The sequence below is a fragment of the Phytopseudomonas daroniae genome (genome assembly GCF_004327285.1).
Lineage (GTDB): Bacteria > Pseudomonadota > Gammaproteobacteria > Pseudomonadales > Pseudomonadaceae > Aquipseudomonas > Aquipseudomonas daroniae.
This window is the reverse complement of record NZ_QJUI01000007.1, coordinates 50,652-68,310: the sequence shown is the minus strand read 5'-3', so window position 1 is coordinate 68,310 and position 17,659 is coordinate 50,652. Positions and strand designations below refer to the sequence as shown.

Sequence of the window (17,659 nt, the reverse complement as noted above, 5' to 3'; positions counted from 1 at the left end):
AAAACGCCGGTAAGCCAGGTGGTAACGCGCTCGCCAACAAACGAAAAGACGAGTAATTCCCGCATATTTTAAGTGCCAACAAAACAGTAAATTCGTGTTACCGACTGCAACTTCTCTTTGCCCCGTTTACTACAAAGCGGTTTACTTATAATTAACCGATGTCTACTATGAGCAATACTTGGCCACTACCCCCTGCATTAAAGGTAAGCACATGTCCCTGATCACCGAATACCGCAGCCTCGAAGAAAATATCAAAGAACTGCAAGAGCGCCTGAAGAACCTGTCGCAAGACGACAAACTCAAGAAAGAACTGGAATTCGAAGGCAAACTGCGCACCCTGATGGGCGAATACCAGAAGTCGCTGCGCGACATCATTGCTCTGCTCGATCCTGACGCTAAAGTCGGCAAAGGGCCGCGCAATGCCAAAGCCGCACCAACTGGCACCAAGCGCGCTCGTAAAGTTAAGCAGTACAAAAACCCGAACACTGGCGAAGTCATCGAAACCAAAGGTGGCAATCACAAAACGCTGAAAGAGTGGAAAGCCAAGTGGGGCGCTGACGTCGTTGAAGGCTGGGCCACCCTGCTGGGCTAATGCCAAACCGGGGCTGTGAGTCCATGAAGAACGCCAGCACTGCTGGCGTTTTTTATGGGCGCGATTACCAGACCCTGGAAAGAAAACCACCACGAACAGAATCACCGTGAACCCGGCCTGTTCTGATCCGCAGAAATTTCCCCTCCTTCGTTTCCTTGCTGGCCGTACTAGTCAGCCATTGGTTTACAGTGCGTAACGCTGACGCAAATCCCGGGCATGCGCTCTCCATGCCTCCAGTATTACTCGCTGAGCATCTGTCGCTCCGGTCAGGTATTGCGCCACGTCCGCCTCGAAACTCGCCAGGGTATTGGGCGCCCCCCATTCGGGTTGGCTAAGCCGTTGCTGACAGAACTCATGCCAGCGCTGCTGTTCCTCGCCATTCAAGGTCGCGGGAAAGTTGCGCGCTCGATAACGGAACAGTAATTCGGGTAACCGATGATCGTCGAAGGGCCAGCTCTGCGCCCCTAACTGTAATGGATCGCTAGTACGCACTTGCTCACACAGTCGTCGGTCACGATCGCCGATAAAACCGTCATACAACTGCTGTTCCGGATCAATGGCTGTGGCAAAACTTTCCTCTTCATAGATCTGCAGCAATTTGTCCTGCCACTCGGGCTGACAATCGATCAGGCGCTGTGCGCGAGCCAGGTAATCAGCCTTATCCAACTGCAGCCGCTGACAATCCTCCGCACGCAACACATTCAACGGGGCAACCACCGGGCACCGGTTGATATGGATAAGTTTGAGTGGCACCGGTTGTTCGCCTTCGGCTAACTCATCTCGCCGGGTATACAGACGACGGCGCAGCGTCTCGCCATCTTCTTCCAGCAACGGGGCAACATCGAGGTGCAGGTCGCAAACGATCAACGCGTTGCGATTGCGCGGATGCCAGGCCAGCGGTAGCACGATGCCCAGATAATGACGAGCCCCGGCAAACCGCCCGGATACGTGCACCAGCGGCTGCAACAAGCGGATCTGGTCGAGCACCCGCTGCTTGCTGCGCAACCCGTAGAGGTAATCGTAGAGCTTCGGTTGGCGCTCGCGCACCAGACGCGCCAGAGCGATGGTGGCGCGCACATCGGACAGCGCATCGTGGGCCTGACCATGCTCGATGCCGTTGGCGACGGTCAGCCGCTCGAGTTTGAGGCTGACGCCCGCCTCGTCCTGCGGCCACTCGATACCCTCCGGGCGCAATGCATACGCAGTTCGCACCATGTCGATGAGATCCCAGCGACTATTGCCACCCTGCCACTCGCGCGCATAAGGATCGAAGAAGTTGCGATACAGGCTGTAGCGCGTCACCTCGTCATCGAAACGCAGGCTGTTGTAACCCACGCCACAGGTACCAGGGCGTGCCAGTTCGGCATGCACGCGCGTCATGAATTCGGCTTCGCCCAGCCCCTCGCGAGCCAGCCGCTCAGGGCCAATACCGGTAATCAGGCAGGCGGCCGGGTGTGGCAGGATGTCGTCGCTGGGCTGGCAATAGAGATTGAGCGGCGCTTCGATTTCGTTGAGCTGCTCATCGGTGCGGATACCCGCGACCTGGAGTGGCCGATCACGGCGCGGGTCGATACCCGTGGTTTCGTAGTCGTACCAGAAGAGACTGGTGGGCACGGCGTGCTCCTATGGCGAGTGAACGTCGCAGTCTAGGTTCGTTACCGCTTCATCACAAACCACAAAACCCGATTAAAAGCTTGATCGCCCGCACACCTGGGTGAAGCCGCAGTGCGTTTGTCCTTGTGACGTTCTTCTTCCACTACTAATATCAAGAAACAATCTTACTCACACTCGCCAAGGATGAATCATGAGTGACGCTATCTCCACCAATCCCTACGCCGTCCCCACCAGCGAGTTGCAGGAAGCGCCCAGTGGCGACCAGACACCGAGCATTGAACAGGCGCTGAGCCGCGGTTACGATTTCAGCATCGGCTCACTGATCAGCGAAGCCTGGCAACTGACCAAGGGCACCAAAGGCATCATCATCGGTGGTTTCCTGGTGTTTTACGTGGCGATGTTCATTGCCTCGTTCGTGATCGGTGCAGTACTCGGCGTGTTCACCCTGTTCAGCGAAAACCTGGTTCTGATCATCATAAGCCAGGTCGTGACGACCATCCTCGCGTCTGCTGCGGCTTACCCCTTCATGGCCGGCCTGAATATGGTCGGTATCCGCCGTGCAGCCGGACAACCGTTTAGCTTCAATGAAATTTTCAGCCACTTCGGTCGTACCGTACCGCTGCTGATCACCGCGGTGGTGATGATGCTGCTCATCTATATCGGTATCTTCCTGTTGGTGCTTCCAGGCATCTACCTGGCGGTCGCCTACATGCTGGCGATTCCTCTGGTGGTCGAGCGTGGCCTGTCGCCCTGGCAAGCCCTGGAAACCTCGCGCAAGGCCATCAGCCAGCACTGGTTCAAGGCATTCGGCCTGTTCCTGCTGCTCGGCCTGATCGTCGCCATCAGCGCCATCCCGCTGGGCATCGGCCTGATCTGGAGCGTACCTCTGTTCGTCGTGGCCATGGGTGTGCTGTACCGCACCATCTTCGGCGTGCTGCCCGTCGCACGCTAAGGCCCCTTCCACCTGGCCGCGCTCGCGCGGTCAGGTTGCTTCCTGCCTCGCTGCTGGCTAGCATCGGGCTTTGCTCATACGACGTGACGATGCCACCTTCCTCTGTTTCCCCTCTCATTCGACAACAGCAGCCGGTGCTGGACACGCGCTATCAGGTGGAAACTCCGGAAGGCATCGATCTGGCATTGCGACCAGCCGGCCTGATACCACGGGCGCTGGCCTTTACCATCGACCTGCTGATCCGCGGCACGATTCTCGCTGTCGTCTACCTGACTCTGGGCTTGTTCGGCCAACTCGGCATGGGCATTGCGACCATCATGCTGTTCCTGGTGACCTGGTGGTACATGGTGCTGTTCGAGGTGCTCAACCAGGGACGTTCGCCAGGCAAGCAAATGCTTGGCCTGCGCGTGGTGCATGACGACGGCACACCAATTGGCTGGCCAGCGTCGCTGACCCGCAACCTGCTGCGTTTCGTCGACCTGCTGCCATTCGCCTACACCCTGGGCATCATCAGTTGCCTGAGCAACCGTGCCTTCAAACGCCTTGGCGACATTGCCGCCGGTACCCTGGTGGTCTATCGCGATCAGCCCATCGAGCGCCCCAACCTGCCTGAGGCCGAAGCGCAGCGTGCGCCCTTCCCTCTCGACTTCGCCGAGCAGCGCGCCATGCTCGCCTTCGCCGAGCGCGGCGAACGCCTGTCGACTGCACGGCGGGCCGAGCTGGCCGCCATTCTCGCAGAACCGTTGCAAGTGGGTGCCGAGCACGCGGAAAGCAGGATCAACGGTATCGCCCGCAGTCTGTTGGGGCCGACATGAAACAGAGTCTTTTCGAAGTCCGGCACCAGCCTCAGTGGCAGACATTCGCCGAGCAGCTGGATCGACTGGAGAAAGGCAGTGCCGATGCGGAGAAAAGCCGCACCTTCGCCGCCGACTACCGACGCCTGTGTCAGCACCTCGCTCTGGCCAGGGAGCGCGGCTACAGCAACCACCTGATCGATGAGTTGCAACAACTGGCGTTGCGAGGCCACCAGCAGTTCTATCGTCACCGCAGCGCCATAGGGCCGCAGCTGATCGCTTTCGTGCTGGCCGGCTTTCCGCGTCTGGTGCGCGAGGAATGGCGCCTGGTGACGATCGCCAGCCTGTTGTTCTTCGGCAGCCTGGCGTTGATGGGCGTGCTCGTTTACCTGTTTCCCGATCTCGTCTACAGCGTCATGGATCCCAGCCGCGTCAGCGAGATGGAGAGCATGTACGATCCCGATACCACGCGCCTGGGGCGTTTCGGCGAACGCGACTCCGGTGACGACTGGATGATGTTCGGCTACTACATCATGAACAACATCGGCATCGCCTTTCAGACCTTCGCCAGCGGCTTGCTGTTCGGGGTCGGCAGCCTGTTCTTCCTGTTATTCAACGGTTTGATGATCGGTGCAGTGGCCGGTTACCTGACGCAGCTGGGCTACAGCGAAACCTTCTGGTCGTTCGTGATCGGCCACGGCGCCTTCGAACTGACCGCCATCGCCCTGGCCGGCGCCGCGGGCCTCAAGCTGGGCTGGGCGCTGCTCGCTCCCGGCCGCCTGCCTCGTGGTGAAGCGCTGCGCCTGGCGGCAATACGCGCCGTCAGGCTGCTCGGCGGCGCTGCACTGTTTCTGCTGATCGCCGCCTTCATCGAGGCCTACTGGTCCTCCATGACCTTCACCACCCCCCATATCAAATACTGGGTTGGCGCCGGACTCTGGGCGCTGGTGCTGGCTTACCTGTGTCTGGCCGGCAGGGGGCAGCATGCGCCTGACTGACGCCAGCGTGGCGATCCGCCCGCGCACGCCCTGGGAAGCCATCGATCTCGGCGTCCTCATGGCCGGCCGCCATCGCAGCCTGCTGATGGCCAGTTGGGCCGTCGTCACCCTGCCGATTTTCGCCGTGCTCTGTGGGCTGCTGTGGCAGTACCCGTCGTGGGCCATATTCATTTTCTGGTGGTTGAAGCCGGCCTATGAACGGCTGCCGCTGTACATCCTGTCGCGTTCCCTGTTCGGCGAAACGCCGACACTGAAGCAGGCGCTCAAAGCCTTTCCCGGCCTGCTCAAACCGCAACTTCTGGCCAGCCTGACCTGGCGCCGCCTCAGCCCCACTCGCAGTTTCGACCTGCCGGTACTGCAGCTCGAAGGCCTCAAGGGCAAGGCACGCACGCAACGCCTGAACGTGCTGGCACAACGCGATGCCGGCGCCGCGACCTGGTTGACCCTGGTCGGCGTACATCTGGAGATCGCTCTGTGGATCGGCCTGGGCAGCCTGGTGTACCTGCTGCTGCCCGCACAGATGGAAACGGAGTGGGACTGGCAGAGCCTGATCAGTGGCGATACCAGCCAATGGTTCTGGCTGGAACATCTGTCCAACCTGTTATACGTCCTGCTGCTGGTTTTCTGGGAACCGATCTACGTCGCCTGCGGTTTCAGCCTGTACCTGAACCGCCGCACCGCTCTGGAAGGCTGGGATATCGAGCTGACGTTCCGCCGCCTGCGCCAGCGCCTCACCGGCGTCGCCTACGCCCTGTTGCTGGGCTTCGGCATGCTAGCGCTGCACGCCCCCACACCTGCCTTCGCAGACACAGCGCACAACTGCCCGCTGCCCAGTGAAGACCCGAATGGCCCGGAAGCGCCACGGCTGCTCGCCCAACCGCTGACCAGCGAGGCTTCGCGCGAATCCGTGCTGGCGATTCTCGACGAGCCGCCCTTCGAGAACCGCGAGACAGTGACTCGCTGGCGTTTCGGTGACGACACCGAGAAGGCCGAGGAAGAGTCGTCGGAGGACTTGGCCAAGGCACTGGAAGCCCTGTTCAAGATGGTCGAGAACTGGAGCGCGCTGAAAGGCATCGCCCTGTTCTTCGAGGCCCTGCTATGGGCGCTGCTGATTGGCAGCATCGGTCTGGTGATCTGGCGTTACCGCGAATGGCTGAGCACCTTCGCCGGCCGAGCACGGCTGCGACTGCCCGAAAGAGGCGAAGCGCCGAGCCAGCTATTTGGCCTGGAAGTGGTGCCGCAGAGCCTGCCGGATGATATCGCCAGCACCGTCGAACGACTCTGGCAGGACGATCCGCGCGCAGCGCTGGGCCTGCTCTACCGCGCCCTGCTCAGCCGCCTGATTCACGACCACAAACTGCCGCTCAAGAGCTCCCATACCGAAGCCGAGGTACTGCCCCTGGTCGACGGCCTCGACGATCCGGAACTGAGCATCTTCAGCCAGACCCTGACCCGTCACTGGCAGAACCTCGCTTACGGCCATCGCCTGCCGCCGGCAGAGCTGAGCTCCGTCCTGTGCAATGACTGGCGACGCCTGGTCGAACAGGGTGGCCGGTCATGAACCGTACCGCACGTTTCGTCCTCGGCGCATTGCTGGTACTGGGCCTTGGTCTGCTCGGCAGCTACCTGCTGGGCCGCGCCGAGCCCTACGAAGATGTAGTGAGCCACGGGCCATCCCCGGAGGCGCGTGCCAACCCCTACATGGCTGCTGAACATTTTCTGCGTAAGCAGGGCCTCGAGGTGGCGCGTGCCGACAACCTCGCCGGCCTGGCCACATTACCCAGCCGCGGGCATACCCTGCTGCTGCTCGGCAACCGTAGCAACCTGACGCCGCGGCAGAGCGAGCGCCTGCTGCAGTGGGCGGCCCAGGGTGGCCACCTGTTGTTCGTCGCCGAGCGCATGTGGGACGAAGAGGAAGGCAAGAGCGGCGACCTGCTGCTCGATGCCCTGGGCGTGCAACAGTATCCGGTCGAGAAACTCGACGAATATGGCGAGGAAACCTCGGACTCGGCCGGCGAAGAAAGCGAAGAAGAGTCGACGGATGCCTACCCGGAGCTGACCAAGCTTTATCTGGAGAACGAGCAGGCGCCGGCCTATATCGACTTCGATACCGACTTCCACCTCTACGACGCCAACAACCTTGCCCACGTCTGGGCCAACAGCGGCGAAGCCACGCACCTGCTGCAGATCTATCACGGCGAAGGCCTGATCAGCGTCGTCACCGATGCGTGGATCTGGCAGAACCCCAGCCTGGCCGATCACGACAACGCCTGGCTGCTCTGGTACCTGAGCCAGGACAGCGCCGTGACCCTGGTCTACAACGCCGACCGCGACAACCTGCTGACCCTGTTGCAGCGGCATTTCGCTCCGGCTCTGCTGGCCCTCGGCTTGCTGGTGGCGCTGGTGCTGTGGCACGTTGGCCAGCGTCAGGGCCCATTACTGCAGCCACAGCCAGCGAGCCGTCGGCAACTTCAGGAGCATCTGCGCGGCGCGGCCGACTTCCTGCTGCGCCATGGTGGCCAGCAGCGCCTGCTGAACAATCTGCAGCAGGACATCCTGCGCCGCGCCCGTCGCCGTCATCCCGGCTTCGAGCGTCTGGGGGTCGCCGAGCAATGGCAGATTCTCGGCCGCCTCAGCCGCCAACCGTCTACCGCCATCAGCCAGGCCATGCGTCCGCTGAGCAAGAAACGTCTTTCCGCCAACGACTTCACCCGTCAGGTCGCCCACCTGCAAACACTCAGGAATGCCCTATGAGCGAACACACGCCCGACCAGCCGAGCAGTCCGATCAGCGAACCTGCCAGCCAAGCCGCTGCCGCGCCGGCCGCCAGCCATATCGCCCAGCAGCGCCAACGCGCCAGCCAACTGGCCCAGGCCCTGCGCCTGGAACTGCAGAAGGCCGTGATCGGCCAGACGGCAGTGATCGACGATGTGCTCACCGCCCTGATCGCCGGTGGCCACGTGCTGCTCGAAGGCGTGCCCGGCCTGGGCAAGACCCTGCTGGTACGCGCCCTGGCCCGCTGCTTCGGTGGCGAGTTCGCGCGCATCCAGTTCACCCCGGATCTGATGCCCAGCGACATCACCGGCCACGCCGTGTACGACCTGCAAAGCGAGCAGTTCAAGCTGCGTAAAGGGCCGATCTTCACCAACCTGCTGCTGGCCGACGAGATCAACCGTGCACCGGCCAAGACCCAGGCCGCCCTGCTGGAAGTCATGCAGGAGCGCCAGGTGACCCTGGAAGGCCGTCCTCTGGCGGTGCCGCTGCCGTTCATGGTACTGGCCACCCAGAACCCCATCGAACAGGAAGGCACCTACCCGCTGCCGGAAGCCGAGCTCGACCGTTTCATGCTCAAGCTGCACATGGACTATCCCGAGCAGAATGAAGAGCTGAGCATGGTGCGTCAGGTAACCCGCTCGACCAAGGCCGACATGCTCGAAGTCACACCACTGCGTACGCTGCTGCAGGCCAAGGACGTGCTGATCATGCAGAAGATCGCCGGCGACCTGCCGCTCGACGAGCAGGTACTCGACTACGCCGTGCGCCTGGCCCGGGCGACCCGCAGTTGGCCGGGCCTGGCCATCGGTGCCGGCCCGCGCGCTTCCATCGCCCTGGTACGCGGCGCCCGCGCGCGCGCGCTGCTGCGCGGTGGCGACTTCGTGCTGCCCGATGACATCAAGGGTTGCGCCCTGGCCGTGCTGCGCCACCGCGTACGCCTGTCGCCTGAGCTGGACATCGAAGGGCTGTCCATCGATCAGGTTCTGCTGCAATTGCTCGACCAGGTTCCCGCGCCCCGTCTATGAACACCTCGATCCGGGATAACGCGGCATGAAGCCCTCCTCCGTTCTGCTCCGCCTGCTGGGCGGGCTGCTGGTGGTCGCCATCGTCCTCGGCGCGCTGGATGCCCTCTCCGTTGCCGTCCCGGAGCGCCTCGTTGCCCTGTGGTGGGGCGCGTTGCTGGTGCTCGCAGGCACCGCGCTGGTCGACGCCCTGCGCCTGTACCGCCAACCATCGCCACGCCTGCAGAGGCACCTGCCGGGCAACCTGCCGCTGGGTCGCTGGAGCGATGTGCAACTGACGGCCCATCATGCCTACTCGCGTGCGCTGCACCTCCAGGTATTCGATCATGTCCCGCAGGACATGGCCGTCGAGCATCTACCACAGCAGGTCGAACTGCGACCGGGCGAACAGACCACCTTCAGCTACCGGGTTCGCCCGCTGGTACGTGGCCATTTCGTCTTTCCACGCTGCGAGATCAGCCTGCCCAGTCCACTGCGTCTGTGGCAGTCGCGACGCTACCTGGACGTGCGCGACGAAGCACGCGTCTACCCGGATTTCGCCCGCCTGTACGGCGCGCAGTTGATGGCCGTGGACGACTGGGTCAGCCAGTTGGGTGTGCGCCAGCAGCAGCGCCGCGGTCTGGGTCAGGAATTCCATCAACTGCGCGAGTTCCGCGATGGCGACACGCTGCGCCAGATCGACTGGAAAGCCACCGCGCGCAAGCGCACGCCCATCGCCCGTGAGTATCAGGACGAACGTGACCAGCAGATCCTGTTCCTGATCGACTGCGGCCGACGCATGCGCAGCCAGGACGGCGAGCTGGCGCATTTCGATCACGCCCTCAACGCCAGCCTGCTGCTGAGCTACGTGGCTCTGCGTCAGGGCGATGCCGTGGGACTGATGACCTTCGCCGGCGAGCAAAGCCGCTACCTGGCGCCGGTCAAGGGCCAGGCCCAGGTCAATGTACTGCTCAACGCGGTTTACGACCTGCAGAGTACCCAGCGCCCTGCCGACTACGCCGTCGCGGTGGATACCCTGCTCAGCCGCCAGAGTCGCCGCGCCCTGGTGGTGCTGATCACCAACCTGCGTGATGAAGACGACGAGCAATTGCTGGGCGCCGTGAAACGCCTCGAGCGCAGGCACCGGGTACTGATCGCCAGCCTGCGCGAAGAAGTGCTCGACAGCCTGCGCCACACTCAGGTGCACGACTACGAGTCGGCGCTGAACTACTGCGGCGCCGTGGACTACCTCAACGCACGCAACACTCTGCACGAGCGTCTGGCCGCTCACAACGTCCCGGTACTCGATGCCCGCCCGGGCGAACTCGGCCCGGAGCTGGTCAACCGTTATCTGGCGTGGAAAAAGGCCGGAGTGCTGTAGAGCCACTCCTGGTAGCCCGGATGGAGCGCAGCGATACCCGGAAGATCGTTCCCTGGGTTTCGCTGCGTCAACCACAGGGGGTTGTTTGTTTCTGGCTACTGCCCTGAAACGCGCCATTCCTTATACTGCGCCCCATCGATTTCGCCTGTGGAGCATACGCCTGTGAACTTTTCCTCCTGGACACCCAAGGAGCGCCTGATTTCCGGGGCTTTCTTCGCCGTCGCCATCGGTTGCCTGCTGTACGGCTTCACATCGGGCGTACCGCCGATGAGCAGCGAGTTCTTTTCGATGTTCGCCGTGGTGTCGCTGGTGATCGGCCTGGCGCTGACGCCCCGGTTCATGCTCCAGCCGCTGCGGGAAAGCCTGGGCAGCAATCTGTCGAAACCCATGCGCATCGCCCTGGGCTTCTTCTGTGCCTTCCAGCTGATCGCGGTCATTCGCGTGATACTCGGCTGACACCCGCAGCCCGCCATTCGACGGGCTGCGGTGCTCAGTTCGCCGGCAAAGGCAGCACCGTCACCTGTACTTCAGGATCGTGATCGCCGCCGCCGAGGATCACCCCACGCAAGGGTGAAACATCGGAAAAGTCGCGGCCCCAGGCCAGGGTGATGTGCTCCAGCGCCGGCAGGATATTGTTGGTCGGATCGAAGTCCACCCAGCCATTGCGCGGGCAATACACCGACACCCAGGCGTGGGACGCATCGGCGCCAATCAACCGCGGCTGCCCGGGGGGCGGCTGGGTGAGCAGATAGCCGCTGACATAACGCGCCGCCAGACCACGGGAACGCAGACAGGCGAGCATCAGGTGGGCGAAGTCCTGACAGACCCCGCGGCGCTCCTCGAGCACCTTGAGCAAGGGCGTCGCCACCTGGGTGGCTTCGGCGTCGAAGGTGAACTCGTCGAATATTTTCTGCATCAGCGCGCGCGCCGATAACAGTAGCGGCTGTTCGGGCAGAAAACAGTCGTCGGCGAACAGGCTGAAGGCGCGCTTCAAACGCACGTAAGGTGACTGGAAGCGATAGCGCGTGGCATCCAGCAGCTCCGGCTCCCAGGGCCGGCCCTGATACCCCAGGGCGTCACAGGTGGACTCCCAGGACGGCGAATCCTGCAGATCGAGATAGGCCCGCGGCAGCACTTCGACGTTCAGCTTTGCGCAGACCTTCAAGGCGTCATGGGGGCGTTCGAAGGCCAGGCGGGTCAGCGGATTGCCGAATACATCGACGCTATCGTGACGCTGGCAGGGCTGCGGGGTGATCTGCAGGTGGCGCTCCTCGCAGCGTTGCCAGGCGCAGTCACGCGGCCACAGGTGCACCAGTTGCTGAGCCAGGGATACCGGCGAGGCATAGCGATAATGGGTGTCGTGCAACACCTGATAACGAGCACTCATGACGACCGGGTTCCCTGGCTGGCGGCGACATGCACGAAAAAGCGCAGGCCCAGTTCATCCGACACCTTGCTGGACGCCTGAGCAACGGCTTCGAGCAGATCGGCCAGGCCATCGAGCACCGCGCGAATCCCTCGCGCGCCGAACAGCGGGTTTTCCAGACTGCGCAGATCGACAGCGCTCAACTGCCGTTCGAGCTGCGCCAGCGCCGGTGCCTCGGGCAAGTGAAAGCGCTCGGCCAGGCGTTCCAGGGAGCGCAACAGCATGCGTACCTGGAACAGCACCGCGTGGGGATTCTGCTCGTCGAGCAGCAACAGATCGAGTACCGGAATGAGTTGTGCCGAAGCCATGTAGCGGGTGCGATAGGTGATGCTGCTGTTACCCAGTTCCAGCAACCACTCCAGAGCCGATTGATCATCGGGCGTGCTGCCACGCAGGAAGCCACCGACGCTGTCGCAGAGAAACTGCAGGCGTTCGATGCAGCGACCGATCATCAGAAAGCGCCAGCCGTCGTCGCGCGTCATGTCGTCCAGCGCAAAGCCGGAGAGCGCCGCCAGGGACATCAGCAGACGGTTGAGGAAATCCAGCAACTGACCGAAATCGCCGCCACGAACCTCCAGGTTCTGCGCGTCGCGCTGCAGCTCCACCAGCGCCTGCCAGTTGGCCTGGGACAGCTTGCCGCGCACGCTGCCGGCGGTCCATTGCAGGCGCTGCAAGTTGGTACGCAGGCTGGCTGGCCATTCGGCGCCGAGCACCGCTTCCAGCAGCCGTGCATCCAGCGCGCCGTGCTCTTCGTCCGGTAGCAGGCCAAGACTTTCGCCCAGATCCAGCGCAGCCTCCAGAGCCTGCGGGTCGTCATCGTCGTCGACGTAGCGGCCAAGCATGATGCGCAGCAGTCGCGCGTTGTCCTCGCAGCGCTCGCTGTAGCGACCGAACCAGAACAGGTTTTCCACCACCCGCGACGGCAGATAGGGGTCGCTGCGCACCAGGTCGGCGGCGCCCAACGGGCGCATACCATGCCACGGCTCACCAGGGCCGTGGCGCTCGCCGAGCACCCAGGTGTCCTTGCTGGCACCGCCACGCTGCATCGACACCACCTCGGCATCGGCTTCCGCGGCCACTCGGGTCAGGCCGCCCGCCATCACCCGGTAACCGTCGGCACTGGCCACGGCGAACACGCGCATGCCGATGGCCCGTGCTTGCAGCTTGCCCTCTTCGGCCTGCCAGACCGGCGCCTGGGACAGTTGCGCCAGCGCCTGAGCGACATAGGCGTAGGGGCGCAAACGCAAACGCGCGGCCAGTTCGGTACGCTGCGCGGCATCCAGATCACGGCCAAACACCGGGGTGAAACTCTGCGACGGGAAACTCGGCCGGATCAGCAGCTCTGGCAGTTTCTCCAGCGCTTCCTCCAGTACCGGTGGTTCGCCGCACCACCAACTGGCGATGCTGGGCAGCAACAGCGGCTCACCCAGTAGTTTCTCGCTGATCGCCGGCAGGAAGCCCGGCAGCCCAGGCGCTTCCAGCACGCCACTGCCCAGGGCATTGGCCACCAGCACCCGGCCCTGACGAACCGCCTCCAGCAGGCCGGGTACGCCCAGTGCGGAATCGGTGCGCAGCTCCAGGGGATCACAGAAGTCGTCATCGAGCCGACGCAGAACCGCATGCACGCGGCGTAACCCGGCGAGGGTCTTGAGATAGAGGGTGGCGTCACGCACGGTCAGGTCACTGCCCTCGACCAGCGGATAGCCGAGCTGACGAGCCAGGTACAGGTGCTCGAAATAGCTCTCGTTGAAACGCCCAGGCGTCAGCACCACCACCAGCGGCGTCTCGCCATCGGCCGGTGCCTGGCGTGCCAGGGTGTCCTGCAGGGTACGGAAGAACCCGGCCAGGTACTGCACACCGAGATCCCGGTACAGCTCGGGAAAGGCGCGGGAAACGATCTGCCGGTTTTCCAGGGCGTAACCCGCACCGGAAGGCGCCTGGGTACGATCCGCCGTTACCCACCAGCGGCCATCGGGCGCCCGCGCCAGATCCACGGCATATACATGCAGAAAGGTGCCGCCCGGTGGCTGCAGCCCCTGGCATGGCCAGAGGAAATTCTCGTGACCGAAGACCAGCTCCGGCGGCAGCAGGCCGTCGGCCAGTAACTGCTGCGGGCCGTAGAGGTCGGCCAGTACCTTGTCGAGCAGCGCCGCACGTTGCGCCACGCCAGCGGCGATGGTCTGCCACTCGGCTGCAGGAATCAGGTTGGGCAGCAGATCCAGCTCCCAGGGGCGATCCGCACCATCAGGATCGGCGTAGACGTTATAGGTAACGCCGTTCTCCTGGATCTGCCGGCTCAGCATGGCCTGACGCTGCTGCAACTGCGCCGGGCGGCTGCGCTGTAGCTGGCTCAGCAGCCTGCGCCAGTGCGGGCGTACCTGCCCGCTGGCGTCGAGCAGTTCATCATAAGCCGCATCGTTGGGTGGGTAATCGGCGAGCAGGTCAGGCATCAAGATCTCGGTGCTGTCTTTCGTGGGCTTAGCGTAGGCGTTGCGAGATAAAAGCGGAACCTGCGCCATCAGAACCCGTTTAAAGTCTCGCGAGCTAGAGCAATGCAAGGCGCTACGTAGTAACAGCCTCCGGCTGGTCAAAACAGGCGAGGAAGCGGACTGGGCTCGCATTCGAGTTTACGTGTAAATGAGCATGACTCGCTTCGCTCGCCCCTTCGGGGCCCACTAAACGTACGTTAGCCGCAAGCGGCTTGCCGAGCGCGCGGCAGTGCCGACGCGCAGCAGACTTTAAACAGGTTCTTAGATACGGCGCAGATCCAGGGTCATCGGCAGTTCCTGGTTACTGATTGGCGTCAGCGGCGCGCGTTTGCCGGGGCTGTGCCCCAGGCGGAAGAAGCGCGCCAGGCGCCGGCTTTCGGCTTCATAGGCATTCACTGGCAGGCTTTCATAGGTGCGCCCGCCCGGATGGGCGACATGATACTGGCATCCACCGATGGAGCGGTTCATCCAGGTGTCCACCAGGTCGAAAATCAAAGGCGCATGCACACCGATGGTCGGCTGCAGGCAGGCCGCTGGCTGCCAGGCGCGGAAGCGCACTCCGGCGACGAATTCGCCGACCTTGCCCGTCGCGTGCAACGGCACCGGCACGCCATTGCAGGTGAGCACGTAGCGATCCGGGGTCAGGCCATTGACCTTGACCTGCAGCCGTTCGAGGGACGAGTCGACATAGCGCACCGTGCCGCCCACTGCACCCTCCTCGCCCAGCACATGCCAGGGCTCCAGCGCCTGGCGCAGTTCCAGGTCGATGCCCTTGACGTTGAAGTCGCCAGCCTTGGGGAAACGGAACTCGAAATGCGCGGCGAACCAGTCGGCGCGCAGGCGATAACCGAAGGTGGTCAACTCCTGCAGCACATCGGCGAAATCCTGCTCGACGAAGTGCGCCAGCAAGAAGCGGTCATGCAGCTCGGTTCCCCAACGCACCAGGCGCGCGGGCCGGTAGGGCTCCTTCCAGAACCGCGCGATCAGCGCCCGCAGCAGCAGTTGCTGCGCCAGGCTCATCTGCGCGTGGGGCGGCATTTCGAAAGCACGCAGTTCGAGCAGGCCGAGGCGACCGGAGGCCGAGTCCGGCGAATACAGCTTGTCGATGCAGAACTCGGCACGGTGGGTGTTGCCGGTGACATCTACCAGCAGGTTGCGCAGCAGGCGGTCGACCAGCCAGGGCGGACACTCGCGGCCCGCTTCGGGCATTTGTGCAAAGGCGATCTCCAGCTCGTAGAGGGCGTCGTTACGCGCCTCGTCGACCCGCGGAGCCTGGGATGTCGGGCCGATGAACAGCCCGGAGAACAGATAGGACAGCGACGGGTGATTGTGCCAATAGCTGATCAGGCTACGCAGCAGATCGGGGCGGCGCAGGAACGGTGAATCCGCTGGCGTGGCGCCACCCAGGACGAAGTGGTTACCGCCTCCTGTGCCGGTGTGGCGGCCGTCGATCATGAATTTCTCGCTGCTCAGGCGACACTGACGCGCCTGCTCGTAAAGGAACTCGGTGCGCTCGACCAGTTCGTCCCAGCTGGCCGCCGGATGGATGTTCACCTCGATCACGCCAGGGTCTGGCGTAACCCGGAAGAATTGCAGCCGTGGATCGTTCGGCGGCTCATAGCCTTCGAGCAGCACCGGGCAATCCAGTTCGGCAGCGGTTTGCTCGATGGCGGCAGCCAGCTCCAGATAGTCTTCGAGATCGCTCAGCGGTGGCATGAACAGGTACAGGCGGCCATCGCGGGGTTCGGCGCACAGTGCGGTGCGCACGACATCCGCTGCCGACTGACCGCGCTTGGGTTTGCCTGGCGCATTGCCTCGGCCGCCATTCCAGACCCCGCGCTGCTGGTACTGCAGCTCGGCAGCGGCCGGCAGCGGCGCGAACACCTGGGAAGGGTCGGCCGGTGTCACGTAGGGGTATTCCTCGGCTTTGACCCAGGGCAGCGAATCCAGTGGCAGGCGGTAGCCCAGGGCCGAATCGCCAGGTACCAGGCGGCAATATTCATCGCGCAGATACCAGCAACCGCTGCGCCAGCCGGCCCTGCGGGTATCACGCGCCAACGGCAGGACATGACCGATCACCCGATCCAGCCCCTGTTCGAACACCTGACGCAGGCGCTCACGCTCAAGCGGGTCGCTCAGTCGGGAATCCTCGGGCGAGACGTTGTCGGGCAAACGCCCCTCGCGCCACAGGTAGTAGAGGCCATCCTCAAAAGCCGGAAAGCTGTGCGCGGCATCGACACCCAGGCGCTCGGCCAGGTTGGCGAGAAAGCGCGCGGCCAGCTCTGCGTCGGCGCCATAGTCGCGCCCTTCGTCGGCCAGCAGCTCGGCGTTCTGCCAGACCGGCTGACCGTCACGGCGCCAGAAGGCATTCAGCGACCAGCGCGGCAACTGCTCGCCCGGGTACCACTTGCCCTGCCCGAAGTGCACCAGGGCGGCCGGCGCGTAGTGCTCACGCAGGCGCAGGAACAGATCCGTAGCCAGACGGCGCTTGTTCGGCCCCAGGGCCGCGGTATTCCATTCAGCGTCATCCGGGTAATCGAGGGCGACGAAAGTCGGCTCGCCGCCCATGGTCAGGCGCACGTCGCCGGCCTGCAGGTCTTCGTCGACACGGCGGCCCAGCTCGACGATGTCACGCCACTGGTTGTCGCTATAGGGTTTTGTCACCCGCGGCGCTTCCCAGATGCGCTCCACGCGCATCTCATGGCTGAATTCGCTTTCGCACTCGTCCACCGCCCCACTGATCGGTGCCGCCGATGAGGGCTCCGGGCTGCACGCCAACGGGATGTGGCCCTCACCGGCGAACAACCCGCTGGTGGGATCGAGGCCGATCCAGCCTGCGCCCGGCAGGTATACCTCGCACCAGGCGTGCAGATCGGTGAAATCCACCTCGGTGCCCGACGGGCCATCCAGGGATTTGACGTCGGCGCTGAGCTGAATCAGATAACCGGAGACGAAACGCGCAGCCAGGCCCAGGTGACGGAACAATTGCACCAGTAGCCAGGATGAATCGCGGCACGAACCGGATGCATTGAGCAGGGTCTGTTCGGGCGTTTGCACGCCCGGCTCCATGCGGATCAGGTAATCGATGTCGGCGGCCAGACGCTGATTCAGGGCTACCAGGAAATCCACGCTGGGCCTTGGCGTGCGGTCGATGCTCGCCAGGTACTCGGCGAAGCGGGCTTCGCCCGGCAGCTTGACCAGATAGGGCGCCAGTTCGCGCTGCTCGCCTGCCGTATAGGTCAGGGGAATCTGTTCGGCATAAGGTTCGAGGAAGAAATCGAAGGGGTTGAACACCGCCATTTCGGCGACCAGATCCACCTCGACACGCAGTTCGCGGGTCTTCTCCGGAAACACCAGGCGCGCCAGGTAATTGCCCTGGGGATCCTGCTGCCAGTTGATGAAGTGATCGCCCGGCTCGACGCTCAGGGAGTAGGAGAGAATGCGCGTGCGGCTATGAGGTGCCGGGCGCAATCGAATGATCTGCGGCCCCAGGTTGATGGCACGGTCATAGCGATAATGGGTGATGTGGTGCAGCGCGACATGAATGGACACGGCGGGCCTCCTGCAAGCCTGGGCGATAACGATAACGGCGCAAGACTTGTGCCAGCGCCAGCTTGCGGCGGCGGGGTGAACGCCT

At 63.4% G+C, this 17,659-nt stretch carries 13 protein-coding genes; 9 read left to right on the top strand and 4 right to left on the bottom strand.

Annotation, left to right across the window (positions count from 1 at the left end; genetic code table 11):
* Positions 1 to 211: 211 nt before the first annotated feature.
* Positions 212 to 592 carry a histone-like nucleoid-structuring protein MvaT gene (gene mvaT / locus DNK06_RS09320; RefSeq protein WP_131179752.1) on the top strand — a complete coding sequence of 127 codons (381 nt, stop codon included), beginning with the start codon at positions 212 to 214 and terminating at the stop codon, positions 590 to 592.
* Positions 593 to 775: 183 nt separating this feature from the next.
* Here mvaT and sbcB read toward each other — a convergent pair whose 3' ends face one another.
* Complete coding sequence (gene sbcB / locus DNK06_RS09315; RefSeq protein WP_131179751.1) at positions 776 to 2,206, bottom strand: exodeoxyribonuclease I; 1,431 nt, start codon at positions 2,204 to 2,206, stop codon at positions 776 to 778.
* Between the two features lie 190 nt (positions 2,207 to 2,396).
* Between sbcB and DNK06_RS09310 the strand changes: the two genes are divergently transcribed.
* The 8 genes from DNK06_RS09310 to DNK06_RS09275 all read left to right on the top strand — a co-directional run bounded on the left by DNK06_RS09310 (position 2,397) and on the right by DNK06_RS09275 (position 10,563).
* Complete coding sequence (locus DNK06_RS09310) at positions 2,397 to 3,158, top strand: DUF975 family protein (protein ID WP_131179750.1); 762 nt, start codon at positions 2,397 to 2,399, stop codon at positions 3,156 to 3,158.
* 89 nt (positions 3,159 to 3,247) lie between these two features.
* Positions 3,248 to 3,973, top strand: coding sequence for an RDD family protein (locus DNK06_RS09305; protein WP_131179749.1), 726 nt, complete (start codon positions 3,248 to 3,250; stop codon positions 3,971 to 3,973).
* The gene (locus DNK06_RS09300; protein ID WP_131179748.1) at positions 3,970 to 4,950 is read left to right on the top strand and encodes a stage II sporulation protein M; all 981 of its coding nucleotides are present in this window, start codon (positions 3,970 to 3,972) and stop codon (positions 4,948 to 4,950) included. The genes DNK06_RS09305 and DNK06_RS09300 overlap by 4 nt, the downstream gene beginning before the upstream one ends.
* On the top strand, positions 4,937 to 6,511 hold the full coding sequence (locus DNK06_RS09295) for a DUF4129 domain-containing protein (RefSeq protein WP_131179747.1): 1,575 nt from the start codon (positions 4,937 to 4,939) through the stop codon (positions 6,509 to 6,511). Before DNK06_RS09300 ends, DNK06_RS09295 begins: the two co-directional genes overlap by 14 nt.
* Positions 6,508 to 7,704 carry a DUF4350 domain-containing protein gene (locus DNK06_RS09290; protein WP_131179746.1) on the top strand — a complete coding sequence of 399 codons (1,197 nt, stop codon included), beginning with the start codon at positions 6,508 to 6,510 and terminating at the stop codon, positions 7,702 to 7,704. Before DNK06_RS09295 ends, DNK06_RS09290 begins: the two co-directional genes overlap by 4 nt.
* Positions 7,701 to 8,750 carry an AAA family ATPase gene (locus DNK06_RS09285; RefSeq protein WP_131179745.1) on the top strand — a complete coding sequence of 350 codons (1,050 nt, stop codon included), beginning with the start codon at positions 7,701 to 7,703 and terminating at the stop codon, positions 8,748 to 8,750. The genes DNK06_RS09290 and DNK06_RS09285 overlap by 4 nt, the downstream gene beginning before the upstream one ends.
* Positions 8,751 to 8,775: 25 nt before the next feature.
* Complete coding sequence (locus DNK06_RS09280; protein WP_131179744.1) at positions 8,776 to 10,107, top strand: DUF58 domain-containing protein; 1,332 nt, start codon at positions 8,776 to 8,778, stop codon at positions 10,105 to 10,107.
* Positions 10,108 to 10,269: 162 nt separating this feature from the next.
* A complete protein-coding gene (locus DNK06_RS09275; protein WP_131179743.1) occupies positions 10,270 to 10,563 on the top strand; it encodes a hypothetical protein in 294 nt (97 codons plus the stop codon).
* Positions 10,564 to 10,597: 34 nt separating this feature from the next.
* Here the strand turns inward: DNK06_RS09275 and DNK06_RS09270 are convergent, their stop codons facing one another.
* The 3 genes from DNK06_RS09270 to DNK06_RS09260 form a co-directional block, all read right to left on the bottom strand.
* Complete coding sequence (locus DNK06_RS09270) at positions 10,598 to 11,494, bottom strand: transglutaminase family protein (protein WP_131179742.1); 897 nt, start codon at positions 11,492 to 11,494, stop codon at positions 10,598 to 10,600.
* A complete protein-coding gene (locus DNK06_RS09265) occupies positions 11,491 to 13,983 on the bottom strand; it encodes a circularly permuted type 2 ATP-grasp protein (RefSeq protein WP_131179741.1) in 2,493 nt (830 codons plus the stop codon). The genes DNK06_RS09270 and DNK06_RS09265 overlap by 4 nt, the downstream gene beginning before the upstream one ends.
* A 300-nt stretch (positions 13,984 to 14,283) precedes the next feature.
* Positions 14,284 to 17,574 carry a transglutaminase family protein gene (locus DNK06_RS09260; protein ID WP_131179740.1) on the bottom strand — a complete coding sequence of 1,097 codons (3,291 nt, stop codon included), beginning with the start codon at positions 17,572 to 17,574 and terminating at the stop codon, positions 14,284 to 14,286.
* Between the last annotated feature and the right edge of the window lie 85 nt (positions 17,575 to 17,659).